Source organism: Eikenella sp. HMSC071B05 (assembly GCF_001811325.1).
GTDB classification, from domain to species: domain Bacteria; phylum Pseudomonadota; class Gammaproteobacteria; order Burkholderiales; family Neisseriaceae; genus Eikenella; species Eikenella corrodens.
Genome location: NZ_KV804539.1, coordinates 121,800 through 145,080, shown reverse-complemented (window position 1 = coordinate 145,080; position 23,281 = coordinate 121,800). Strand labels below are relative to the sequence as shown.

Sequence of the window (23,281 nt, the reverse complement as noted above, 5' to 3'; positions counted from 1 at the left end):
CCCACCTACAAATCACGCAAAACTTGGAATCCGTGTGTAGCAAGTGTAGCCCGCATCAAAGCCTCCACGCACACACGCGGTTTTTCTAAACTACTCCCCTTTCCACCCACCCCAAAGGTCGTCTGAAACCCTTTTTCAGACGACCTTTGGCCACTTTGCAAAGCAAATCTTCCCGCCTCCATCTCCCCAAACGTCGCCCGAACCAGTAAACTTCCCATGTTTCAACAAATTCTTGGAAGCAAACCATGTCCGGTATCTACCTACCCCGCCTATTTCCGCCCCACATCATCGAACGCGGTCTGCTGTATTTTCAGCAGGGCAAGGTTCGCGATGTCCAAAAAACTTCCGCCGGGCGTTATCGGGCGGAGGTGTGCGGTTCGGAAAACTATTCGGTATGGCTGAAGCTGGATAGTGATTTGTACATTAAGGACGGGGGCTGCGATTGTCCTTATGGCGGGGCGTGCAAGCATATGGTGGCGTTGTGGTACGCGGTGCGCGCTCAAACTCAGGGTGCTAGGATAATGTGCCCGAGACATAGATTCGCAATAGGCTCAATATCTTTCAGGTAGCCTCAAACGAAGAAAGGCTACCTGAAAATCGAAATCCCAACAAACCCAATCTTGATTGGCTAAAAATATTGATACAAAACAAGCTGCAATATTCCCGCGTAGACACGCCGCCCGCCTTTTGGTGTAGACTGCGCGCCACCCAGCGTTTTTATTTAGGAGCAAACCCATTATGCTGAAAAATATTCTTACCGCCGCTGTATTCTCTGCCTTGCTTGGCGCCTGCGCCGCTACCGGCAGCGACAATGCCTTCCCCGCCCGTGCCGACCAGCTTTCCGCCCGCACCGAGCAGGCCGCTGCCGCCGTTCGCCAGCGCGAAGCGCAAGAAAATATTATTGCCTACTACGATGCCGACGGCGATGCTGCCGACCGTCCGATGAAAGGCGGCTACTACCGCGTGCTGCTCGGCCGCACCGCTGAAGGCCGCGCCGTGGTGCAGGATTTCTACCAAGACAGCCGCACCAAGCAGATTAACCCCGTTATCATCGGCAAAGACAGCGAGTTGAAAAACTTCAGTTCCGACGTGATTGAAGGCTTGGTGGTGTGGTACACCCCCGAAGGCCGCCTCACTAATTTTGCCGAAATTCATGACGGCAAATCGCAACGTGCCGGCATGTATGCCGAAAACGGCCAGCTGGTGCTGAGCATTGCGGGCGAGCCGGATGTGAAAGACATGCCCTTTGAAATGAGAGGTTTCTACGAAAACGGCAAACCGATGTTTGAGCTAATCGACAACCACACTGAAAACGGCTTGGTGCGCACCTACTACTACGCCAACGGCAATAAGCTGATGCAGAGCGTGGGCAAAGAGGATGCAGTGAAAACCGAATTCTGGAAGGAAGACGGCAGCAGCGCCACGGCAGAGGAGGTGCAAACCCAGCTGCGTGAAGGCCTCCAACGCGTGAATTATCTGATGAGCAAACACCTGCGCTAAGGCCGGTGTAATCCATCTAAAGGCTACCTGAAGGTTTTCAGGTAGCCTTTTGCTATGGTGCTGCGGGCAGCATCCCGTATGGAAAAATAATGTGTTTGGCTATAGAATTGCATCAATCTGCCAATCGCGCGGATACTCACCAATTCCAATGGGGAACTCTATGAACAAACTCTTCGCCACTGTGGCTGCGGCCCTATTGCTGGCCGCCTGCAATCCCAATCAAAACAACAGCCAAAACAATGCAGCATCTGCGCCGCCGGCTGCTTCCAACTCCGCTGCCGGCCAAGCCGAAGGCCAACAGGCGCCTGCTATGGCTCTGCCTGCTGATGCAACAGAGCTTGAAGCCGCTGCCGCCAAAGCCGTGGAAGGCTATCAGCCGGCAGCTGAGAAGCAGGTGGTTTATTTTGACAAAGACTCCCAACCCACCGATAAACCCAGCCCCGGCGGCTATTACCGCGAAGTGTTGGGTACCATGCCCGATAGTCGCCTAGTGGTGCAGGACTTCTACCAAGACAGCGGCAAACCGCAGATTCTGCCCGCCATTCTCTCTAAAGATGGCGATCCGAAAAATTTCTCCACCGATGTGAACGATAGCCTGGTGGTGTGGAAAGAGGAAGACGGCACCATATCTTCCGCCGGTAAATTTACCCAAGGCAAACTGGACGGCTGGCTGGGGGTGTATCGCAACGGCCGCTTGGTTATCCAAGGCCGTGACAGCGAGTCTGATTTAGAAGGCGAAGTGGTGTTTTTCTATAACGACGGCAAACCGATGATGTGGGTGCGCCCTGCTGCCGACAAACAGCACGTTATCCTCAGCACCTACTACCCGGGCAGCGGCAGAATCCTATTCAGTGCCATCCATAATGCGAATGGTGAAGGAGATCCCGTGATGTCTGCATGGGATAAACAAGGCAAACCTACCGAACTGCCTGCCGTTCGGGCGGATTTGGAAGCTGTGCAGGCTGCCATGACCGAGCTGCAGGAATACGCAAACCAGAATGAATCCTTTAAGGACAACAGTGGGCAATCCGCTTCCGCACCTAAATAATCTTGACTTTACAGCCGCTTAACGCAGAGTAATACCAACACTTTCCCATGCTAGGCGGCTGATTCTTTCTCCACCCCCGCTTTTCACACATAAAGGAGCTTCAAATGTCTCAATTCGACGTAGTGGTAATCGGCGCCGGCCCCGGCGGTTATGTTGCCGCCATCCGCGCCGCACAGCTGGGTTTTAAAACCGCCTGTATCGATGCCGGCGTGAACAAGGCCGGTGATGCCCCCGCTTTGGGCGGCACCTGCCTGAATGTGGGCTGCATTCCTTCCAAAGCCCTGTTGCAATCATCCGAGCATTTCCATGCTGCCCAGCACGACTTTGCCGAACACGGCATCACCGTGGGTAATGTGCAGTTTGACGCCGCCAAGATGATCGAGCGCAAAGACGGCATCGTTACCAAGCTCACCGGCGGGATTAAATTCCTATTTCAGAAAAACAAAGTAACTAGCCTGTTCGGCACGGCCTCTTTCGTGGGCAAAAACGGCGATTTCTGGCAGCTGGAAGTGGATAACAAAGGCGAAAAAACCACGGTTGAAGGCAAGCACATCATCGTGGCCACCGGCTCCACCCCGCGCGCGCTGCCCCTGGTGGACATCGACAACGTGAACGTGCTGGATAACGAAGGCGCGTTGAATCTGACCCAAGTGCCGGCCAAGCTCGGCGTTATCGGCGCCGGTGTCATCGGTTTGGAAATGGGCTCGGTGTGGAAACGCGTGGGTGCGGAAGTCACCATTTTGGAAGCCTCCCCCGTGTTCCTTGGCGCCGCCGACCAGCAGATTGCCAAAGAAGCGTTCAAATACTTCACCCGCGAGCAAGGCTTGAACATCCAGCTGGGCGTGAAACTGAACAAAATCACCAGCGGCAGCAAAGTGGTGGTGGAATACAACAATGCCAAAGGTGAAGCGCAAACTGCCGAGTTCGATAAGCTCATTGTGGCCATCGGCCGCGTGCCCAACACCCACGGCCTGAATGCCGAAGCGGTCGGCCTGCAAAAAGACGAGCGCGGCTTCATCGTGGTAGACGGCGAATGCCGCACCAACCTGCCTAACGTATGGGCTATCGGCGACGTGGTGCGTGGCCCGATGCTGGCACACAAAGCCAGCGACGAAGGCGTGGCCGTGGCCGAACGCATTGCCGGCCAGAAACCGCACCTCGATTTCAACACCATCCCGTGGGTCATCTACACCGACCCCGAAATCGCTTGGGTGGGCAAAACCGAAGAGCAGCTCAAAGCCGAAGGCGTGGACTACAAAAAAGGCACGTCCGGCTTTGCCGCCAACGGCCGCGCCATGGGCTTGGGCAAAGCCAAAGGTACGGTTAAAGTGTTGGCCGATGCCAAAACCGACCGCATCTTGGGCGTGCACATGATCGGCCCGATGGTGAGCGAGCTGATTAGCGAAGGCGTGGTGGGCATGGAATTCTGCGCCAGTAGCGAAGACATCGCCCGCATCGTCCACGCCCACCCGACCCTGTCGGAAGTGGTGCACGAAGCCGCCCTGGCCGCCGACAAACGCGCCCTGCACGGCTAATCCCGCCGCCTGCCTGCCTTGGGTGAAATTGCGCGCAGGGCAGGCAGAGTGTGATGAAGGCTACCTGAAATGGTTTGCAGATTTCAGGTAGCCTTTTGTATGCCTGTGCGTTATTAAGTAGATTGGGAGGGTGAGAAAGTGTATTGTGATGGATTGGGCGTAATCCTTATGCTGCGTGGGTGCAGCAAGACTGATTGGTTGATTTTTTCAGGTAGCCTCAAAGCGGGATGAGGCTACCTGAAAACATGTGGCAGGCAGGTTTGCGGCTTTAGCGGGCATCGGCAGCGGCTTGGGCGGGGATGACGGCGAGCCATTCGATGTCGCTTTGGGCGAAGGCTTCGGGGAAGAGGTATTCGCCGCGAAATACGGCCAGGTCGATATGTTGCCAAGGCGGATTGAAGACTGGCTCTTGGGTGCGTACGGCATCGAGCAGGAGGATGGTGCAGTAGTAGGGCTGTTCGGCGCGGGCGGTGAGGCGGAAGGGGCGACCGGCCTGGGCGGCGGCATGGAGGGCGCTGGCGCGGCGTTGTTCGGGGCTGAGGAAGCGGGGGCGGGCATAGGCGGTTTGCCGGGAGAGGCGGGGCGCGGCGAATTCGGCCAGCGGGGTGAGCAGGACTTGGTTGGGACGGGCGGGATCGTCGTCAGTGGTGGCGTGGGCAATCCATACTTCGGGCCGGGTTTGCACTACGATGCCGATGTGGGAAAAGCGGCTGCGGCTGAGCTCGCGGATGAGGCGGCTGTCGGTGGCGGTGCCGTGGCGGAATACCCAGTCGCCTTCCTGCAGGAGGCCGTTCGGGGGCAGGATGGCGGTGCGGGCAGGCAGCGGCGTATCGGCGCTGGGGCTACCTGAAAAGGCCGGGCGGCCGGCAAAAAAGATTGCCGCACACGCTGCAATCAGCAGGCAGGTGGCAATCGGGATGAGGCGGCGGCGCATGGTTAGAAGACTTGTACTTTCCAGTTGCCGTCTATTTTAATTAGCCTTACACGGTCGGTGGTGGATTCGCCGTTGCCGAATTCGATGGTGAGCTTCACGCGGGCGCGGTTTGGGTCTTGCTGGTCGATTTCGGCGGGTTCGGCGGTGATGTTTTTCACGCCGCCGCGTGTTTCGGCTTTGGCTTTCACTTCGGCGGCCGAGGAGCGCATTTTGCCTTCCACCATTTCTTTTTCGCCGGGTTTGGCATCGGCGGGGATATAGAGCATGGCCACCACGGCGTCGCCGTTGCCGTTGTAGGCGTTGCGGATAAATTGTTCGGCGTTTTTTTCGGGCGTGCCGCCGCCGGAACAGGCGGCAATAAACAGGGTAAGGGCGAAGGCGGCAAGGGCTTTAAACAGGGTGCGCATGGGCATCTCCGTGATGGTGGTGGGAAAATGGGACTTTACAAAGTGGGGTGAGGCTTGTCAAACGGGGTTTCAGGTAGCCTGTTATGTTTACGAGGCTACCTGAAAGTGTTGTAGCCATGGGGTTGTAAAGGGGTATGGCTGCCGCTAAAGAAAAACCATCTGGTGTTGCTGGAAAAAATAATGCTTTCCCACCTGCACTTTGGCTTGGTCGGAAATCCAAAAATTCGGTTTAAGGAGCAGTTCGCCCTTCATCAGTTTGGCTTTATGGCTGGTTTTCTTGATGTTTTTAACGATGTCTTGGAAGATGGCACACATCGGGTAGGCATCGGTGGAATAGTTGCCACGCAGATTGTCGTTTTTATCGGTCAGGCTGATGGTTTTGGGGTAGCTCAGTTGTAGGCCGAAAGCATTTTGGCTTTCGAAGTAGGCGGTGGAGAGTTGCTGCTTGCCTTGCTGATAGAGCAGATAGAAGGGATCGAGCTCCATAAAGGGCTCTTTGCTCCGCACGAGTTTGTATTCTTTCGATACCTTGCCGCCGAGCACCACTTCCGAGAAAGCCAGCTTACTGGTTTGGTCGATCATCCCCTGCCGCATTGTGTCTACGATGGCATTCAGCGTTTTATGGTCATATTCTGCTGCATTGAGCAGTATTTTCTCGAAATACAAGCGATAGGCAGCGAAGATTTCCTGCTTTTCGGTGTGGGTGTAATCGATGCCCACGCGGGTGTTGTGGATGACAAACTCATAATCATCCCGGCCGAATATGGCCTCAAACTCTTGTGGGGTGATCACGAAGTTAAATTTGTGCCAAGTATTTGCGAAGTACATGGATCACGCGATATTGAGAGGGCAGGTTTCAGGTAGCCTGCGCTGTTGGCTTAAGCCGCTTTGCAGCGGGCGATGACTTCGTCGGCCAGTTCCAGATAGGCGATGCTGCCTTTGGCTTTTGGGTCGTAGGCCAGGGCGGGCATGCCGTGGCTGGGGGCTTCGGCCAGGCGCACGTTGCGCGGGATGATGGTGTTGAACACGAGGCGGGAGAAGTGTTTTTCCAGCTGCTCGCCCACTTCCAGCGACAGGCGGCTTTGCGGGTTGTACATGGTGCGCACGATGCCGAGGATGTCGAGCTTGGGATTGATGGCTTTGCGGATTTTGCGCACGGTGGCGATGAGGTCGGAAATGCCTTCGAGGGCATAATATTCGCACACCATGGGCACGATGAGGCGGTCGGCGGCCACCAAGCCGTTGAGGGTAAGCAGGGTGAGGGTGGGCGGGCAGTCGATGAGGATGTAGTCGTATTCGGGCAAAAGCGGTTTGATGGCGGTTTTGAGGCGCATCTCGCGGGCAATTTCCTGAATCAGCTCCACTTCGGCGCCGGCCAGGGAGCGGTTGGCGCCAAGGATGTGGTAGCGGCCGTGCGGGCTTTTGAGGCGGGAATCGGCGGCTGCGGCCTGCTCGAGCAGCACTTGATAAGTGCCGCTGCGCAGGCTGCTTTTGTCGATGCCGCTGCCGGTGGTGGCGTTGCCCTGCGGGTCAAGATCAACCACCAGCACGCGCTGTTTGCGTTCGGCTAGGGAAGCGGCCAGATTGACGGCGGTGGTGGTTTTGCCCACGCCGCCTTTTTGGTTGGCTATGGCGATAACGGTAGCGCTCATCATCTGGCCTTTCTATGGGAAGGGGTTGGGGGAAACTGAAAATTCAGGCTAAGTGCGATTTCATGCACGCTTGGGGCGCATGATCACCATATGCCGCTCGGCCTCCAGCATGGGCACGTCGAGCTTATCGGCAGAGACCACTTCGATATTCGCGGGCAACTGCTCGATTTCTTCGTAGGGATACACGCCTTTCATGGCGGCCCAATAGCCGTTTTCATTGAGCAGGTGTTTGGTGAGCGCGGCAAAATCGGCCAGCTCGGCAAAGGCGCGGCTGGTGACCACGTCTACTTTTTTATCGTAGATGGTTTCCACACGGCCGGCGGCTACGGTAACGTTGCTCAAGCCCAGCTCGATCACGGTTTGCTGCAGGAATGCGGTTTTTTTGGTGTTGGCATCGAGCAGGGTGATTTGCAGGTCGGGTCGGCAGATGGCGGTGGGAATGCCGGGCATGCCGCCGCCGGAGCCTACGTCCATCAGGGTTTTTGCCTCTTTCACATAGGGCAGCAGGGTGAGGCTGTCGAGAATGTGGCGGCTGATGATTTGGTCGTTTCGGCGCAGGGCGGTGAGGTTGTAAGTGCGGTTCCACTTTTGCAGCAACGAAGCGTGTTCGAGCAGCAAAAGCTGCTGGGCGGTGGAAAGGTTGAGGCCGAGGGCGGCAAGGCCTTCTTGCAGTTGTTGTTTGTTGTCCATAATTGTGTGTTTGAATTTTGGATAAAGATTAGGGCTACCTGAAAAGGGTTTGGCTGTTTCAGGTAGCCTGTTGGAATGTTGGGCGGATTTTACTCCATCTATACAAAGAATAAAATCTGGCGGCTAGGAAACCTTGTGCCGACTGGCCAGCCAATAGGCATGGATGTGGTCGAACGCCCAGTTGTAGACCAGGGAGTAGAGCACAATCAAGAGGGTGAGGCTGATGTCGGTGAGCAGTGCCTGCCACAGCGTAATTTGCAGGAACCAGGCAATCAGCGGCGTGGTGAAAAACAGCAGCCCGCCTTCAAACGCGCCGGTTTGCAACATCCTCACGCCCCAACCGCGCCGCTCGCGCCGGCCGGTGAAGATTTTGTCGAACCCCCAGTTGAACAGGAAATTCCACACCATCGCCGTTACCGACACCGCCACGCTCATGCCAAACGCCGTGCCGGCATGGGAAAGCCCAAACAGCAGCACGGCCACGGCAGAAATCAGCACCGCGCCGGTTTCAAACAGCAAGGCATGGATAAAACGCTCGAAAAAGCTCACGATTCGGCTCGCGTGGGGGAGAGGAAATATTATAACGCAGAGGCTACCTGAAAGTTTCAGGTGGCCTTATCTGTTGCTGACTCAGCCACTATCGGCCGGGTGGGCACGGCTTGCAGCTGCCAGTGTTGCACGGCCCAATCCAGCAGCTCTTGCGGTTTATCCACTGCAGGCGCGGGCGGCAGTTTCAGGTAGCCCATTACTTGCCGCAGCAGGGCTTCTTTGTGTTGCAAATCCAGCGCGGGGGCGAGGGTTTGTTTCGACCATTTCTGCCCTTCGGCATTGGTGAGCAGGGGCAGGTGGGCGTAGTGCGGGGTGGGGAGGCCGAGGCAGCGTTGTAGCCAGATTTGGCGCGGGGTGGAGACGAGCAAATCCTGCCCGCGCACGATGTGGGTGATGCCCTGTTCGGCGTCGTCGGCCACCACGGCGAGCTGGTAGGCCCACAGGCCGTCGGCGCGCAGGAGGACGAAATCGCCGATGTCGCGGGCGAGGTTTTGCGCATAATGGCCAACGATGCCGTCGGTGAAGGCGATGGTTTCATCGGGCACGCGCAGCCGCCAGGCGGGCACTCTGCCGGCGGCTTCGGGCGGCGGGGCGGCCAGCCGTGCACAGGCGCCGTTGTAAACGAAGCCGTCTGCGCCCTGCCGCGCTTGGGCATGCCATTGTTTGCGGCTGCAATAGCAGGGGTAGGCGAGGCCGCTTTGCTGCAGGCTGTGCAGGGCAGCGCGGTAGAGAGGGTGGCGGCGGCTTTGGTAGGCCACTTCGCCGTCCCATTCAAAGCCGAATGCTTCGAGGGTGCGCAGGATATGGGCGGCGGCGCCGGGCATTTCGCGCGGCGGATCGAGGTCTTCCATGCGCACCAGCCAGCGCCCGCCCGCCGCCCGGGCATCGGCGTAAGAAGCCAAGGCGGTGAGCAGCGAGCCGATGTGCAAGAGGCCGGTGGGGCTGGGGGCGAAGCGTCCGATATACATGGGGAGGGCTTGGTTTAATAGCGTTAAAACTGGATTTTCAGGTAGCCTCTGTGTGGGATGCAGGCTACCTGAAAGTTCATCCGCTTATTCGCACTGCTGCACGCCCACGGTTTCGGCCAGGGCTTTGAGGCGGCGTTCGGATTTTTCCACGTAGGGGTTGTTGCTGTCCCAGGCGTAGCCGGCGAGGATGGAGCTGATCATGCGGCTGATTTCGGGGTTGCGGTTGGGGGCGTAGATGGCGTCTTGGAAGCTGCCGTCATACCAGCCGTTCACATAGGTACGGAAGGCGTTGACGCCCGTCATCAGGGGTTCGGCGAATTCGCGCTGCCAATCGGCTTCTTGGCCTTTGAGTTGGCGGGCGAGCAGGTCGGCGGCGAGTTTGGCCGAGTGCATGGCGATGGTGACGCCGGAGGAGAAGACGGGGTCGAGGAATTCGGCGGCGTTGCCCAAGAGGGCGAAGTGGCGGCCGTGCAGGGTTTTGACGTTGGCGGAATAGCCTTTGATGTGGCGGAAGGGGAAGTCGTTTTCCCATTGGGCGTTGCCCAAAATGCGCGCGAGCATGGGGATTTCGGCGGCATAGCGGCGCAGGATGGCTTCGGAATCGCTCAGGCCGGCGAAGCGTTCGGGCAGGCCGACCACGCCGATGGAGCAGCGGTTGTCGCCGAAGGGGATGAGCCAGAGCCATACGTCGCGGTGCACCGGGTGGGTGGAGATAAGGATTTTGCTGCGGTCGAAATCGGGGTCGGCGATGTTGTCGTCGATGTGGGTGAAGTGGGCTTCGCGCATGGGCAGGTCGGACGGGGTGTCGAGGCTGAGCAGGCGGGGGAGGACGCGTCCGTAGCCGCTGGCGTCGAGCACGAAGCGGGCGGTGAGCTCGTAGGCTTCGCCATTGTCGGTTTTCACGCTGAGGCGGGCGGTGTCGCCGCTGTTATCGAAGGCGGTAACGGCGTGGCCGAAGCGCACGTCCGCGCCTTGTTTGGCGGCTTCGTCGATCAGGATTTTATCGAAGATTTCGCGGCGCACTTGGTAGGTGGTGCCGGGGCCGGGGGTGAATTTGTCGGTGAAGTCGAAATAGGTGTAGCGGCTGCCCCAGGTGAAGGCGGCGCCGTTTTTAAATTGGAAGCTGGGCTCGGCCTCTACGGCGGGCAGGAAGCCGGCTTCTTCGATGAATTCCATGCAGTGCGGCAACAGGCTTTCGCCGATTACGAAGCGGGGGAAATGCTGCTTTTCGAGCACGCACACGGAAAAGCCGTGTTTGAGCAGTAGGGCGGCGGCGACTGCGCCGGAGGGGCCGGCGCCGATGATGGCGATATCGTAGGATTGGGACATGTTTGGTCTCCTTAAGGATGGGGGTGTGGGTTTCAGGTAGCCTTTCAGACGGCCTGGAAGGCTACCTGAAAATCGTGGGATAAGGTTTGCGCGGCATCAATGTATAAAACCGTATGGGTTTAAGTTTCAGACGGCCTTTTTATATTAGGCGGGCAGCAGAAGAGGAAAGAGAAGTTCTGTCACGGCGGGGTTTCCTTTGAGGTTGGATTGGGGTGCAGGCTGCCTAATCGGCGCGGCGCAGCTGGCTTTTGTGGATATAGCCTTGAAATGCGGCATCAACGTTTTCGGTGTATGCGCCCTGATTGTCGTAGAGCAGCCAGCTGCCTTTGCTCGAACCCGGCACAATCTGCACGCGCATGCCGTTGGGCAGCGTTTTGATGACAGGGGCGCGGCCGACGGGGTAGCCAGGATCGATGCTGCGGACGTTGGCCGCGCCGTCGGGGCTGGCGACAATATAGTTCTGCACGATATAGCCCTGGCTTTGGTGGACGTAGCCCGTGCGGCCGTTGTTCAGCCGGATATGAAACCAGCCGCCCTGCCTACCGAGGATTTCGCGTTGCGGGCTACGGTAATCCAGCACGGTGAGGATTTTGCTGTGCGTGTCGGGTGCGGCGCGGACGTTGGCGCTGCCGTCGGCTTCGGTGTAAGGCAGGAAGTAGTCGGCGGCTTGGGCGGGCAGCATGGCGGCGGCGAACAGGAGGGGGAAGAGAAGTTTTTTCATGGTGGGCTTTCCTTTGAAGTTGGGGTACAGGCTGCTTTTTGCGGCTAAATGGCCGAAAGGCAGTGTTGGTCTGAAAGAGAGGTGGCAAAACCGCGCCGAAGAAATAGCGTGCCGAAGCCTTCTCGCCCGTTAGGCGTGGATTCCCATGTTCTGCCACGCTTTCAGACGGCCTCCCGCCCCGCGCCTTCCTTCTTCAGCAGCCAGGCCGAGAGTAACACGTTCAGTCCCACGCCGAGCGATACGGTGATGCCGAAGGCGGCGACGGCGGGGGTGGTGCTGATGGCGAGCAGCAGGAAGGAGATGGCGGTGGTGAGGGCGGCGAGGAGGATGCCGCCGAGTTTGGCGGCGGGGGTTTCGCGGGCGGTGAGGGCGTAGACGGCGTAGTCCGCGCCCACGGCGGCCACCAAGAGCAGGCCGAACATGGCGAACAGGCTGACGGGCAGGCCGAGCCAGCCGAGCAGGCCGACGGTGGCGGCGGCGGAAATCAGCGGCACGGCGAGGATGAGGCTGCCGCGCCGTGCGCCGAAGATGCGCCACAGCACGAGCCAGGCCAGGGCGAAGGAGGCGAGTTTGAGCCAGGCGGCGTGGTTGCGGGTGTGGCGGAAGAGTTCGTTCAGCCGGGCGCGTTTGTCCACCAGCCGGGCGCAGGTGCCGGCTTGGTTACAGGGCAGCGCGGAGAGTGCGGTTTGCACGGCGGCGGCATCGTTCAGGCCTTGCACGCGCACGAGGGCGGCTTCTTGGTCTTGGATGTTGCCCAGATAGAGGCTGCGCCAGGCTTCGGCGGTTTGCCCGCTTAAGGCTTGATCAAGCGGGACGACGGGCTGGGCGGCGGCCTGTTGCAGGGCGGTTTGGATGGTGTCGGGCTTCAGGCCGAGCTGGAGCATGGGCTCGGCCGACGGGGCGGGCTGTTCGGCCAGGCGGCGCAGTTGGGCGAGCAGAGCTTGCTGCTCTTCGGCGGGCAGCAGCCATTGGTTGAGCGACTGCACACCGCCAATTTTGCCTTTGCTTGCCAAGGGTTGCAGGGCGGCTTCCACTTGCGCGCTGCGGCGCAAGAGTTCGTCTGCGTTGTCGGCCTGCACGAGGATGTTGCGGCCGCCGGTGTCGTTGCCGCTGATGTCGGCCACTTGGCGCATTTCGGCGATGAGCCGGGGCGACAGGGCCGCCCAGTCGCGGATGTCGTCGCGCCAATCGGTTTTCAGGTAGCCTGCGGCGGCCAGCGGCAGGACGGGCAGGAGCAGCCAGTGCAGGCGGGCGGCGGCGAGTTTGTGCATGGCGGCGGCAAACCGGGCGGCGCGGGGGCGGTAGCCGTGGAACAGCGGCGGCAGCAGGAGCACGGTGGCGGCAAACGCGCCGCCGAGCGCGGCCACGGAAAACACGGCGGTTTGGCGCAGCACGGGCAGCGGGGTGAAGGCGAGCAGCAGGTAGCCGGTGGCGGTGATGCCTAGTCCGGCGAGGAAGGCGGGCAGGACGCGGCGCATGGCTTCTTTGGCCGCCCAGTCGGGAGAGAACACCGAGGGCGTGAGCCAGTGCAGCGGGAAGTCCACCAGCATCCCCACCAGGCTGGTGCCGATCACGACGGTGAGGATGTGAATCTGCCCGAACGCGCCCACCACCGCCGCCGCGCCGAGCAGCATGCCCGCACCCAGCGGCAGCACCAGCGCAAACACGCGCGGGCTGCGGAACACGGCAAGCAGCAGGGCGAAGGTGAGCGACAGGCCGATGGCGGACATCAGGCCGCTTTCGCGTTCGGATTGGGTTTTGGCCTCGGCGGCAAACAATGCGCCGCCGGCAGCCAGCAGGCGGTAGCCGCCGCGTTCGGCTTGGGCGCGGGAATCGGCCAAGAGCGGCAGCAGGCGTTCGGCCTGATCGGCGGCGGCTTTTTCAGGTAGCCTGGCGCGCAGCCACACCCAAGTGATGCCGTCTTGTTCGCTATACATCATGCCGTTGCCGCTGTGCCATTGCAGGCGGCTGGAAGGCTGTTTTTGCTGCACGAAGCGGGCGAAGCCGAGCCAGTCGTCTTCCAGCGGCACGATTTGCGCGGCAAACGGGTTGGCCGCGTCTTCGGCACGTTGTTGGAAATAGGCGGCGGGGTCGTGCAAGAGCAGCTGCTGCTGTTCGCGCGGCAGGGCGTTCACGCCGAGGCGGCGGATTTCCTGCCGCAGTTGTGCCAAATCGGGGTTTAAGCGGCTGTCCACCGCGGCAAACAGGCCGCTGTTCCGCCAGCGGTCGGCCACCTGTTCGGCGGCCGCGAAGGCGCGGTCGGCATCTTCGCTGCCCACCAAGAGCAGGATTTGGCCGTTGAGCTGTTTTTCGCCCGCTTCGTCTGCCGCGCGCCACACCGCGTCCATCTGCGCGTCGGCGGGCAGAAGCGCGGTGAGGTCGGTTTGCAGACGGCCTCCCTGCGCTATCCCCCAGCCCAGCCACGCGGCGGCGAAGGCCAGCAGCAGGGCATACAGCCACGCGAGCCTAGTCATGCAGCGCCACCCTGCCCGAAGCGCAAGGCGTGTCGCCCTGCCTGATGGCGAAATGGATTTTGTTTTTCGCCGCGTCGTGCCGCAGCGTGAGCTGCACGGTGTCGTGCGGGCGCACAAAGTGCTGGTATTTCAGGTTTTCGATGTGTTGCACCGCCTTTCTGCCCCAGTCGAAGCGTGCCGCCAAATCCATCGCCCACTGCACTTCAATCACGCCGGGCACCAGCGGGAAATCGGCGAAATGGCCGCCGAAATAAGCCAAATCCAGCGGCACCGTGCCTTCAAACGCATATTCGCGCGTTTCTGCGTTTGCGTGCAGCACAGCCCATTGCGGCGCGGTTTGCGGCACGGTAAAGGCCGTCTGAAAATCCTGTTCGCGGATTTTTGCCTGCGGGTTGCGCGGCAGCGCGGCGGCGAAACGCCAATAGCGCGGCTGCGCGGCGGTGTCTTGCGTTTTGGCCAGATGCTGTTTCAGGGTTTGCACCACGGCGGCGCGCCCCTGCTCGCGCAGCGCGGCAATGCCCTCGGCGGAAAGTGCCGCCCAGGCGGCAATCCGGCCGTGCTGCGGATGGCGGGCGCAATGCGCGTCGGCCACCCAGGCATGGGCGAGCAAATCGTGCTCCAGCTGCGCCAGCGACACGCGCTTGTCTTCCAGCTTGATGATGCGGTCTTGGCGGCCGAGCAGCTCCAGCCGTCGGCCGTCCAGCCGCACCGCATCGGCGGTTTGCCGCACCCCGCCGCTCCACGGCGAGGCTACCTGAAAAATGTTTTCTGCGTTCACCGAAGCCTCCACTGCGGGCAGCAGCTCCCAATCGCCGCCCTGCCGCAGCGCGATCACGCCGGTTTCCGTGCTACCGTACACATCGTGCGGCGCAAAGCCCAGCTTCTCTTGCAGCAGCGCGGCGGTGGCCTCCGGCAGCATCCCGCCCGCGCTGATGATGCCGCGCACATTCTGCCGCAGCCGCGCCCAATCGCGCCCTTCGCCCAAGCGGTTCAACAGCGCGGGGCTGGCAATCCACACGCATTCGCGGCACGAATCGGCCAGCAGCAATTCGGGATACACGCACTGCCGCCGCCCGATTGCCCAGCCCGTCGCCAGCGACACGAACACGCGGAAAGTCAGCCCGTATAAATGCTGCGGGCTCACGCTGCCCACGGCAGCCAAGCCGTGCCAGCTTTCAGGCAGCTTTTCGGCCACCGCCGCCGCTTCGGCCAGCATCTGCGCGCGCGTTTTGGTTTCCACCTTCGCCTCGCCCGAAGAGCCGGAAGTTTTCAGATACAGCACGTTTTCAGACGGCCATTCCAATGCTTCCGCCGGCGCGGCCGCCTGCTCCGCCGCCCCGTCGTACAGCCAGAGGCCGTCTGAAACTTCCGGCACGTCGCTCAGCCACACCGCCCCGCCGGCTTCCGCCCAACGGCGGTTTTCCTCCGCCAGATTCGGCGGCAGATACACCTCCGCCCCCGCCAGCCACGCGGCCAGCAGCGCGGAAGCAAACCGCGCCGCATCGTCAAACCACAGCGCGGCAGCCCGCACATTGTGTGCACGCAAACGCGCGGCCAGCGAGAGCGTAGCGGCGGAAAACTGCGAGGCTGTCCAGCCTTCGGCCAACAGGGAATCGGGGGAGCGGTTTAAAAGCGGGAGTATGGGCATGGTTTCGGATTGGATGTTGGATAAGGAGAAGTGGCCTTTCAGGTAGCCTTAAAGGCTACCCGAAAATATAAACTCGGCAATTGCAGGTTGGTTTATTCGCCCAAGGCCTGCTGGGCGGCGGGGCTGAGCGGCTGGTTGGTTTGCAGCTGGTTAAACTGCATCACCGTGCGGTCGCCCTGTTTTTCGTCCAGCTCCACTTTCTGCACCAGCTGGCCGCCGTTGATAACGATTTTGTTGAACACCTGCCGCATCACGGTGGTTTTTGGGGTGAGGGTGAGCTGCCATTGTTGGGCGTTGCCGGAAAGGGCGAGGTTGAAGTGGCGCTGCAATTCGGCGGTGTCGCCGCCGAGCACGGCCATGAAGAGTTTCACTTGTGCCGCTTGCGCGGTTTGGCTGCCGTTGGCGCGCCACTGCCCTTGCGCGTCTTGGCGGCTGATGCCGTCGCGGCGGACGCGCAGTTTCATGTCAAACGGTTTTTGCAGGTGCCAAAACAAGCCGCGGCCGGGGCGCAGGGCAAAACGGCCGCTGGTTTGCACGGGTTTGTCCATCGAGCGTAAAAAACGCTGCTGGGTAAACCCGCCCTGCACGCTCTGCGGGGCTTGCAGCTGAGTGGTGAGCTCGGCAGTGCTGAAGGCGAGCGCAGGGAGGGCGGCAAGGGAGATGAGGAGGCTGAGGAGGAATTTTTTCATGGTTCCGGGGTTATGCGTGGAGTGGGAAGAGAGTCGTAGTATAGTGGATTTGCGGGCAATGCGTGTGGGAGCTTGCCTGAAAATGCAATGGTTTTGCATATGTAAAGAGGCTACCTGAAATTTTTCAGGTAGCCTCTTCTGACCGGCAACCAAGCCTTTAAGAACGCGGCTTATCCAAGCCATACACTTGCACTAGGGCCTCGGTGAGGTGGGCGGTTTGATTGTCTACTTTGGAAAGCGCGCTGGTGGGAGCGTGCAGGAGTTTGTTGGTGAGCTGTACCGAAAGCCGCTCGAGCACTTCTTCGGTAGGCACGCCTTTGGCCAGCAGACGGGTGGCGTTGTCGAGCACTTGTTGGCGGGCGCGTTCGCCTTCATCGCGTAGGGAGCGGATCAGCGGCACGCTTTGGCGGCGGCGCTGCCAGCTCATGAATTCGGCCACTTTGCTATCCACCATCTGCTCGGCTTCGGCGGCGGCGCGCTGCCGGGCGGCCTGACCGCTGCTCACCACCTGCATCATGTCGTCTACAGTATAAAGATAGGCATCGCCCAAATCGGCCACTTCGGCTTCGATATCGCGCGGCACGGCCAAATCGAGCAGGAAAACGGGGCGGTGGCGGCGTTCGCGCAGGGCGCGTTCCACCATGCCTTTGCCGATAATCGGCAGCTGGCTGGCGGTGGAAGACACAATCACGTCGTATTGATGCAACCGCTGCGGCAGTTCGCTCAAAGGGCAGGCGGAGGCAGGCGAGGCCAGCTTGTTGCACAATTCTTGAGCACGCTCGGCAGTGCGGTTAGCCACGGTGATGCCGCGTGGCGATTTGGCAGCGAAATGGGTGGCCACCAGCTCAATCATCTCGCCCGCGCCCACGAATAAAATATTCAATTCACCGATATCGGGAAAAATGCGGGCGGCCATTTTCACGGCGGCAGCAGCCATGCTCACCGAATTTTCGCCCACTGCTGTGCTGGTGCGCACTTCTTTGGCAATGGCGAAGGTTTTTTGAAACAGGGCATGCAGATTGGAAGCTAAAGTTTGCTGTTCCTGCGCCACGCGCACGGCATTTTTGATTTGACCGAGAATCTGCGGCTCGCCCAGCACCATGCTGTCGAGTCCGCAAGATACGCGGAAGGCGTGGCGCACGGCCGCTTCGGTTTGGTAGCGGTAGAGGTAGGGTTCCAGCGTGCTGTTGGGAATCTTGCGGTAGTCGGCCAGCCAGCGCACAATATCGTCCGGCTCGCCCACGCAATAGAGTTCGGTGCGGTTGCAGGTGGACAAAATCACGGCTTCTTCAGCCGTGCGGCTGCCCACCAGCTCACGCAATGCTTCAGGCAGCGTGGCGGCAGCAAAAGCCAACCGCTCGCGTATGCTTAACGGAGCGGTTTGGTGGTTCAAGCCGATGGCGGTAAGCTGCATGGCGGATTATCCCAAAAACCGAAACTGCGCTATTATAGCCAAACCGCACCGGATGGTGAATAAAATCTTTTAATAACTTCAAGATGATAGTATTTATCAGTTAGCAATTTGAGAAAGGAGAAACCGATGGATTTGCACAATATCCGCGAAGACTACAGCAAACAGGAGCTTTCTAAGGCCGATTGCGCCAATACGCCGCTGCCGCAGTTTGAAAAGTGGCTGAACGAAGCTATTCATTCCGCCGCCAAAGAGCCCACCGCCATGAGCGTGGCCACGGTGGATGAGGCCGGCCGGCCCAACAGCCGTATCCTGTTGTTGAAAGAGGTAAACGACCGGGGCTTTGTGTTTTTCTCCAACTATCAAAGCCGCAAAGGCCGCGCGCTGGCGGCACATCCGTTTGCCGCGCTCACCTTTTTCTGGCCGGAGCTGGAACGGCAGGTGCGCGCCGAAGGGCGGGTGGAAAAACTGGATGCCAAATCTTCAGACGAATACTTCGCCAGCCGCCCCTACACCAGCCGCTTAGGCGCGTGGGCTAGCGAGCAGAGCAGCGTGATTGCCGGCAAAAGCATCATCGTGGCACGCGCAGCGGCCGAAGCGGTGAAACACCCCCTGCACGTACCGCGTCCGCCACACTGGGGCGGTTATCTGCTGATTCCCGACCGGGTGGAATTCTGGCAAGGCCGCCCCAGCCGCCTGCACGACCGTATCCAATACCGCCTGGAGGGCGATAAGTGGATTAAAGAGCGACTTGCGCCATAGTTTGGTTGTATGGCGGATTAATCAATTTTTGCGATATGAGATAAAGGCTACCTGAAAGTGGGTTCGCTGTTTTCAGGTAGTCTTTATTGGGTTGGTTGCAGACGGCATCGCTCGGTTGTTTTGCTCTATGGCTGTTTGGGCATAGACAATGCTTGGTATGACAACCGATGGATGAGAAAAACCGCACCCTCCAACTGCATGGAGAGCATATCGATAAAATGATTAGTCAATTCTGATGGAATACATTCTTGGCCGAAATTAAAAGAGGCTACCTGAAAATGTCCTACTATATTTTCAGGTAGCCTCTTTTACGAAAACACTTAAAACACTGCGTTCAGCACAATAAAGCAAATCGACGCCAGCAGGCCGGCGGCTGGTACGGTAATTACCCAAGCTAAGGCGATTGGTTTCATCAGCCGCCAGTTGGCATTGCGGTTGACCAGCCCGATGCCAAGCACGGCGCCCACGAGGATGTGGGTGCTGGATACGGGCAGCCCCAGCGCGGAGGCCAGCATCACGACGGTGGCGGCGGATAGCTCGGCCACGAAGCCGGAAGAGGGGTGCATTTTGGCCAGGTTTTCACCCACGGTGGCGATCACTTCCCGCCCGATAAACCACAGCCCCACCACCAGCGACACACCGAAGGTGAGCATGGTAATCGGCGGAATGTCGCCGCTGCTGCCGATGGTGCCGCTGCGCAGCACGTCCATGATGGCGGCAAACGGGCCGATGGCGTTGGCGATGTCGTTTGAGCCGTGGCTGAAGGCGAAACAGCAGGCGGTGAATACTTGCAGCCAGCTGAACATGATGAAGGTGGCGCGGTCGAGGTTGGTACCGGTTTTCAGGGTGCGGGCGTAGGCAAATGTACCCATCCACAATACTGCGCCCACCATGCCGACGATTAACAGATTATCCAGCGTATCCAGGCCTAAGTTGAGGTGTTTTAGGCCTTTAAACAGCAGCATCGCGGCCATCATCATGCCGCCCACTGCGCCCGCCAGCGGCACCCACAGGCGCAGGGCGCGGAAGGCATTGATTTCGTCTTTGCGGCAGTCGATTTCGTGCAGGCCGCGATAGTAGTCGGACACCAGCTCTTCAGGCTGGTAGTTGCCTTCGTTATAAAGTTGGGCATCGCGCACGATGGTGGCGGTGTAGGCCATCTGCTGCAATTCGCTCATCTGCTCGAAGCGAGTTTTGTGTTCTTTTTTGTAGTCCAATTTCTGCTTGCGCAGGCGTTGCACATGGCGGCTGGAGGCCACGTTGTAGCCCAGGATATAGGTTTTGATGTTTTTAAACACCAAATAGGAAGTTACCCCACCCAAGAGCGGCGAGAGCACCCAGGAAATGGCAATTTCGCCGATTTTTTCCCAGCGAACCATGTTCAAGCCAGCCAAGCCGCTGTTGTAAAAGCCTAAAACCATTGCTGCGCCCACAATGCCGCCAATGATGGAATGCGTGGTGGACACCGGCAAGCCTTTTTGCGAGGCAAATAGCAGCCACAGCGAGGCGGCAGCTAGCGCGGCCATCATGATGTAGACAAATTGCACCGGCTCCAGCGACATACTGCCCAAATCCACAATGCCGTTGCGGATGGTGTCGGTTACGCCGCCGCCGGCCAGCATCGCGCCGCTCACTTCAAACACCGCCGCCACGGCCAGCGCCTGCGGGATGCTCAGCGTACCGGCGCCCACCGAAGTGCCGAAAGAGTTGGCCACATCGTTGCCGCCGATGTTGAATGCCATAAAGATGCCGAACAGCGCCGCAAGAATAAACAGCGCGGAATGGTGGTGTTGTATATAGCCCAGCCCCCAATAGATGAAATAGCAGGACACGCCGAACAACAAGGCCATACCGAGGAAGTTGACGCTTTTCAAACGCAGCGAGGCAGAAGAACCGGCCATGATGAAAGTCTTTACAAACAAAATGTTGAATACGGCAGCCGCAGCAATTCATGCTGCAGCCGAACAAACGGCGCAATTATACCAAACCAATTTGTGCTGCATGCAAAAACAGGCTACTTGAAAGCAGCGCTTCAGGTAGCCTGAGATGCAGAATGGGCGGATTGCTACATTTTTGCCTGACTGTATTCCTGCAATAACGTGCGGAACGCTTCCGCCGTTTCCGGGTGTTTCAGCCCGTAGGCCAGCGTGGCTTCCAGGTAGCCCAGTTTGCTGCCGCAGTCGTAGCGTTTGCCCGCAAAGGCGTGTGCCAGCACCGGTTCGTGTTCCAACAGCTTGGCGATGCCGTCGGTGAGCTGGATTTCGCCGCCCGCGCCGCGCCCTACGGTTTGCAGCAGGGAGAAAATGCGCGGCGTGAGGATGTAGCGTCCCACCACGGCCAGGTTGGACGGCGCTTCTTCCGGCTTCGGTTTTTCCACAATGCTTTGAATGCGCTGATATTGCTGCCACGGCGACACTTCCACGATGCCGTAGGAGCCGGTTTGCGAAGGCGCTACAGTTTCCACGCCCAGCACGCTGTTGCCGGTTTGGCGGTACACCTCGGCCATCTGCGCAATCGCACCCTGCGGCGCATCGATTAGGTCGTCGGCCAGAATCACGGCAAAGGGCTCGTTGCCTACTGCCGCGCGGGCACACAGCACGGCATGCCCCAAGCCCAAGGCCTCGGCCTGGCGGATATACAGGCAGGTAACATCGGGCGGCAAAATATCGCGCACATGCGAGAGCAGCGAAGTTTTGTGGCGCTGTTCCAGTTCGGTTTCCAGCTCGTAGGCCTTGTCGAAATGGTCTTCGATGCTGCGTTTGTTGCGGCCGGTAACAAACACCAATTCGGTGCAGCCGGCGGCTACGGCCTCTTCCACTGCGTATTGAATCAGCGGCTTATCCACAATCGGCAGCATTTCTTTGGGGCTGGCCTTGGTGGCTGGCAGAAAGCGCGTGCCCATCCCGGCCACTGGGAAGACGGCTTTTTTAATTGGAACGGGATTTTCCATGGTTTTGCTTCGATATAGGTTGGAAAGATGCCGCATTATAGCAGCGGCTGGACATAGGATGTTTTAAAGGCTACCTGAAAGCGTAAGATTCAACGCAGCATTTCGTTTCAGGTAGCCTTTAAACCGCATACGGATTAAGAAGCCATGTGTGCCAACACCTCTGCTGCGATTGCCACGCTTTCCGCCACCAGCTCTTCCGTGTGTGCCGCCGACACAAATGCCGCTTCGTAGGCTGAGGGGCCGAAGGCTACGCCGCGGTCGAGCATGCCGTGGAAGAAGGTTTTGAAGGCTTCGATATTGGAGGCGGCCATATCGGCATAGTTCTGCGGCAGGCTACCTGAAAAATACAGGCCAAACATGCCGCCCACGCTGTCGGCAGTAAATGCGATGCCGGCTTGTGCTGCCGCCTGTTTCAGCCCATGCACCAGTTGCTCGGTGCGGGTGGTAAGGTTTTCATAAAAACCCGGGCGCTGGATGATTTCCAGCGTTTTCAAGCCTGCCGCCACGGCCACGGGATTGCCAGAGAGCGTGCCGGCTTGATACACACCGCCCAATGGCGAGATGCAATCCATGATTTCACGCTTGCCGCCAAAGGCCGCCAGCGGCATGCCGCCGCCGATGACCTTGCCCATGGTGGTTAAATCCGGCGTGATGCCGTGCAGCGACTGCGCGCCGCCAAGTGCCACGCGGAAGCCGGTCATCACTTCGTCGTAAATCAGCACTGCGCCGTGTTTGGCCGTCAGCTCGCGCAGGGCACGGATGAATTCGCGCGTTGGGCGCACCAGGTTCATATTGCCGGCAAACGGCTCCAAAATCACACAGGCGATTTGGCTGCCGGCTTGGGCGAAGGTTTCTTCCAGCTGAGCTACATTATTGTATTCCAACACTAAAGTATGTTTGGTGAAATCGGCGGGCACACCGGCGGAGGATGGGTGGCCGAAGGTGAGCAGGCCGCTGCCGGCTTTCACGAGCAGGCTGTCGGAATGGCCGTGGTAGCAGCCTTCGAATTTCACGATTTGGTCGCGCCCTGTGTAGCCGCGTGCCAAGCGGATGGCCGACATGGTGGCCTCGGTGCCGGAGCTTACCAGCCGCAGCCGCTCTACGCTGGGCACCAAGCGGCAGATTTCTTCGGCAATTACGATTTCGGCTTCAGTGGGGGCGCCGAATGACAGCCCGCCCAAAGCCGCTTCGCGTACTGCTTCCAATACTTCCGGATGCGCGTGCCCCACGATAGCGGGCCCCCACGAGCCGACATAATCGATATAGCGTTTGCCGTTTTCGTCCCACACAAAAGCGCCCTCAGCCTTTTTGATAAAGCGTGGCACGCCGCCCACGCTGCCGAAGGCGCGCACAGGCGAATTCACGCCGCCGGGAATCACGGCTTTGGCGCGGGTGAAGAGTTGTTCGTTGCGGTCGGTCATGGGAAATCCTCGCGAGGGAAATAGAAACAGGCAGATTTTAGCAGATTACGGCGGCGGGCTTGGGCAGACTACCTGAAAGATGATACGGTAGAAGGGATTGATTCGCGAATACAAACAAGGCTACCTGAAACTTTAGCTTGGTCGGAACTCAGCCTTAGCCGGCCAAGGCATCATCCCATTTTGCTGAAGCTACATTTTCAGGTAGCCTCTTGAAAGCCATCTGCTGTTGTTCTAAGCAGACACAGCATCGGTTGGGCTCAGCGTTTCCGCCGTTTGCCAGCTTTCGGGATGGCGACGGGCGGAGTGTGCCGCAACCGCACATAATTGATGGCATGCCACAAGCAGATAATGGGCAGAGCCAGCAACATGGCCGCTATCGGGGCAAGCAGCCAGGCATACCAAACCAGCGTGCCGAAGTGCCACCGGCTTAGGGCAAGGCATAGCGGCGTAAACAGGCAGATGAGCCCGAAGGCAAGCTTCGGGTATCGGCTGAATGTGTTTTCCAGTATCCACTCAAACAGCGCCTCTATGGGGAGGAAGACGAGACGGAGCAGAAGTTCAAAGAGGAAATCCATGTGTTGGACGAGAAGTAT

22 protein-coding genes are annotated in these 23,281 nt (G+C 59.3%); 5 read left to right on the top strand and 17 right to left on the bottom strand.

What is annotated here, in order from left to right:
• Positions 1-245: 245 nt before the first annotated feature.
• The 4 genes from HMPREF2796_RS11805 to lpdA all read left to right on the top strand — a co-directional run bounded on the left by HMPREF2796_RS11805 (position 246) and on the right by lpdA (position 4,083).
• Positions 246-569: an SWIM zinc finger family protein gene (locus tag HMPREF2796_RS11805; RefSeq protein WP_371327457.1), complete on the top strand. Its 324-nt coding sequence runs from the start codon at positions 246-248 to the stop codon at positions 567-569.
• A gap of 169 nt (positions 570-738) precedes the next feature.
• Entirely contained in the window at positions 739-1,500 is a 762-nt protein-coding gene (locus HMPREF2796_RS01635; protein ID WP_070630437.1) for a toxin-antitoxin system YwqK family antitoxin, read from the top strand.
• A 160-nt stretch (positions 1,501-1,660) separates the two neighbouring features.
• Positions 1,661-2,548: a toxin-antitoxin system YwqK family antitoxin gene (locus tag HMPREF2796_RS01630; protein WP_070630436.1), complete on the top strand. Its 888-nt coding sequence runs from the start codon at positions 1,661-1,663 to the stop codon at positions 2,546-2,548.
• Positions 2,549-2,652: 104 nt separating this feature from the next.
• Positions 2,653-4,083 (top strand): dihydrolipoyl dehydrogenase, encoded by a 1,431-nt coding sequence (lpdA, locus tag HMPREF2796_RS01625; RefSeq protein ID WP_070630434.1) that lies wholly within the window; start codon positions 2,653-2,655, stop codon positions 4,081-4,083.
• Between the two features lie 268 nt (positions 4,084-4,351).
• Here the strand turns inward: lpdA and HMPREF2796_RS01620 are convergent, their stop codons facing one another.
• The 13 genes from HMPREF2796_RS01620 to hemA all read right to left on the bottom strand — a co-directional run bounded on the left by HMPREF2796_RS01620 (position 4,352) and on the right by hemA (position 17,558).
• Positions 4,352-5,017: a YiiX/YebB-like N1pC/P60 family cysteine hydrolase gene (locus HMPREF2796_RS01620; RefSeq protein WP_070630432.1), complete on the bottom strand. Its 666-nt coding sequence runs from the start codon at positions 5,015-5,017 to the stop codon at positions 4,352-4,354.
• Between the two features lie 2 nt (positions 5,018-5,019).
• A complete protein-coding gene (locus tag HMPREF2796_RS01615) occupies positions 5,020-5,424 on the bottom strand; it encodes a DUF4878 domain-containing protein (protein WP_070630430.1) in 405 nt (134 codons plus the stop codon).
• A 144-nt stretch (positions 5,425-5,568) separates the two neighbouring features.
• Positions 5,569-6,252, bottom strand: a complete 684-nt coding sequence (locus HMPREF2796_RS01610; protein WP_070630429.1) for a hypothetical protein — start codon at positions 6,250-6,252, stop codon at positions 5,569-5,571.
• 50 nt (positions 6,253-6,302) lie between these two features.
• The gene (locus tag HMPREF2796_RS01605) at positions 6,303-7,076 is read right to left on the bottom strand and encodes a ParA family protein (protein ID WP_023887486.1); all 774 of its coding nucleotides are present in this window, start codon (positions 7,074-7,076) and stop codon (positions 6,303-6,305) included.
• Between the two features lie 60 nt (positions 7,077-7,136).
• On the bottom strand, positions 7,137-7,766 hold the full coding sequence (rsmG, locus tag HMPREF2796_RS01600) for a 16S rRNA (guanine(527)-N(7))-methyltransferase RsmG (RefSeq protein ID WP_003824470.1): 630 nt from the start codon (positions 7,764-7,766) through the stop codon (positions 7,137-7,139).
• Between the two features lie 123 nt (positions 7,767-7,889).
• On the bottom strand, positions 7,890-8,315 hold the full coding sequence (locus HMPREF2796_RS01595; protein WP_070630427.1) for a PACE efflux transporter: 426 nt from the start codon (positions 8,313-8,315) through the stop codon (positions 7,890-7,892).
• A 56-nt stretch (positions 8,316-8,371) separates the two neighbouring features.
• On the bottom strand, positions 8,372-9,283 hold the full coding sequence (gene gluQRS / locus HMPREF2796_RS01590; RefSeq protein WP_070630424.1) for a tRNA glutamyl-Q(34) synthetase GluQRS: 912 nt from the start codon (positions 9,281-9,283) through the stop codon (positions 8,372-8,374).
• An 84-nt stretch (positions 9,284-9,367) separates the two neighbouring features.
• On the bottom strand, positions 9,368-10,612 hold the full coding sequence (locus HMPREF2796_RS01585) for an NAD(P)/FAD-dependent oxidoreductase (RefSeq protein WP_070630422.1): 1,245 nt from the start codon (positions 10,610-10,612) through the stop codon (positions 9,368-9,370).
• A 223-nt stretch (positions 10,613-10,835) separates the two neighbouring features.
• Complete coding sequence (locus HMPREF2796_RS01580) at positions 10,836-11,333, bottom strand: SH3 domain-containing protein (protein ID WP_070630420.1); 498 nt, start codon at positions 11,331-11,333, stop codon at positions 10,836-10,838.
• Between the two features lie 161 nt (positions 11,334-11,494).
• Positions 11,495-13,807, bottom strand: a complete 2,313-nt coding sequence (locus HMPREF2796_RS01575; protein WP_070630418.1) for an MMPL family transporter — start codon at positions 13,805-13,807, stop codon at positions 11,495-11,497.
• Complete coding sequence (locus HMPREF2796_RS01570; protein ID WP_070630416.1) at positions 13,800-15,455, bottom strand: ApeI family dehydratase; 1,656 nt, start codon at positions 15,453-15,455, stop codon at positions 13,800-13,802. Before HMPREF2796_RS01570 ends, HMPREF2796_RS01575 begins: the two co-directional genes overlap by 8 nt.
• A 92-nt stretch (positions 15,456-15,547) precedes the next feature.
• Complete coding sequence (locus HMPREF2796_RS01565) at positions 15,548-16,144, bottom strand: LolA family protein (protein WP_070630414.1); 597 nt, start codon at positions 16,142-16,144, stop codon at positions 15,548-15,550.
• 157 nt (positions 16,145-16,301) lie between these two features.
• Positions 16,302-17,558 (bottom strand): glutamyl-tRNA reductase, encoded by a 1,257-nt coding sequence (gene hemA, locus HMPREF2796_RS01560; RefSeq protein ID WP_070630412.1) that lies wholly within the window; start codon positions 17,556-17,558, stop codon positions 16,302-16,304.
• 126 nt (positions 17,559-17,684) lie between these two features.
• Between hemA and pdxH the strand changes: the two genes are divergently transcribed.
• Positions 17,685-18,317: a pyridoxamine 5'-phosphate oxidase gene (gene pdxH / locus HMPREF2796_RS01555; RefSeq protein ID WP_049259363.1), complete on the top strand. Its 633-nt coding sequence runs from the start codon at positions 17,685-17,687 to the stop codon at positions 18,315-18,317.
• A 320-nt stretch (positions 18,318-18,637) separates the two neighbouring features.
• Here the strand turns inward: pdxH and HMPREF2796_RS01550 are convergent, their stop codons facing one another.
• From HMPREF2796_RS01550 to HMPREF2796_RS01535, 4 genes are all read right to left on the bottom strand, one after another.
• The gene (locus HMPREF2796_RS01550) at positions 18,638-20,218 is read right to left on the bottom strand and encodes an inorganic phosphate transporter (RefSeq protein WP_070630410.1); all 1,581 of its coding nucleotides are present in this window, start codon (positions 20,216-20,218) and stop codon (positions 18,638-18,640) included.
• Positions 20,219-20,382: 164 nt separating this feature from the next.
• Positions 20,383-21,267, bottom strand: a complete 885-nt coding sequence (gene galU / locus HMPREF2796_RS01545; protein WP_070630408.1) for a UTP--glucose-1-phosphate uridylyltransferase GalU — start codon at positions 21,265-21,267, stop codon at positions 20,383-20,385.
• Positions 21,268-21,401: 134 nt separating this feature from the next.
• Positions 21,402-22,688, bottom strand: a complete 1,287-nt coding sequence (gene hemL, locus HMPREF2796_RS01540; RefSeq protein WP_070630405.1) for a glutamate-1-semialdehyde 2,1-aminomutase — start codon at positions 22,686-22,688, stop codon at positions 21,402-21,404.
• 257 nt (positions 22,689-22,945) lie between these two features.
• Positions 22,946-23,263 (bottom strand): hypothetical protein, encoded by a 318-nt coding sequence (locus HMPREF2796_RS01535; protein ID WP_070543476.1) that lies wholly within the window; start codon positions 23,261-23,263, stop codon positions 22,946-22,948.
• Positions 23,264-23,281: the final 18 nt, after the last annotated feature.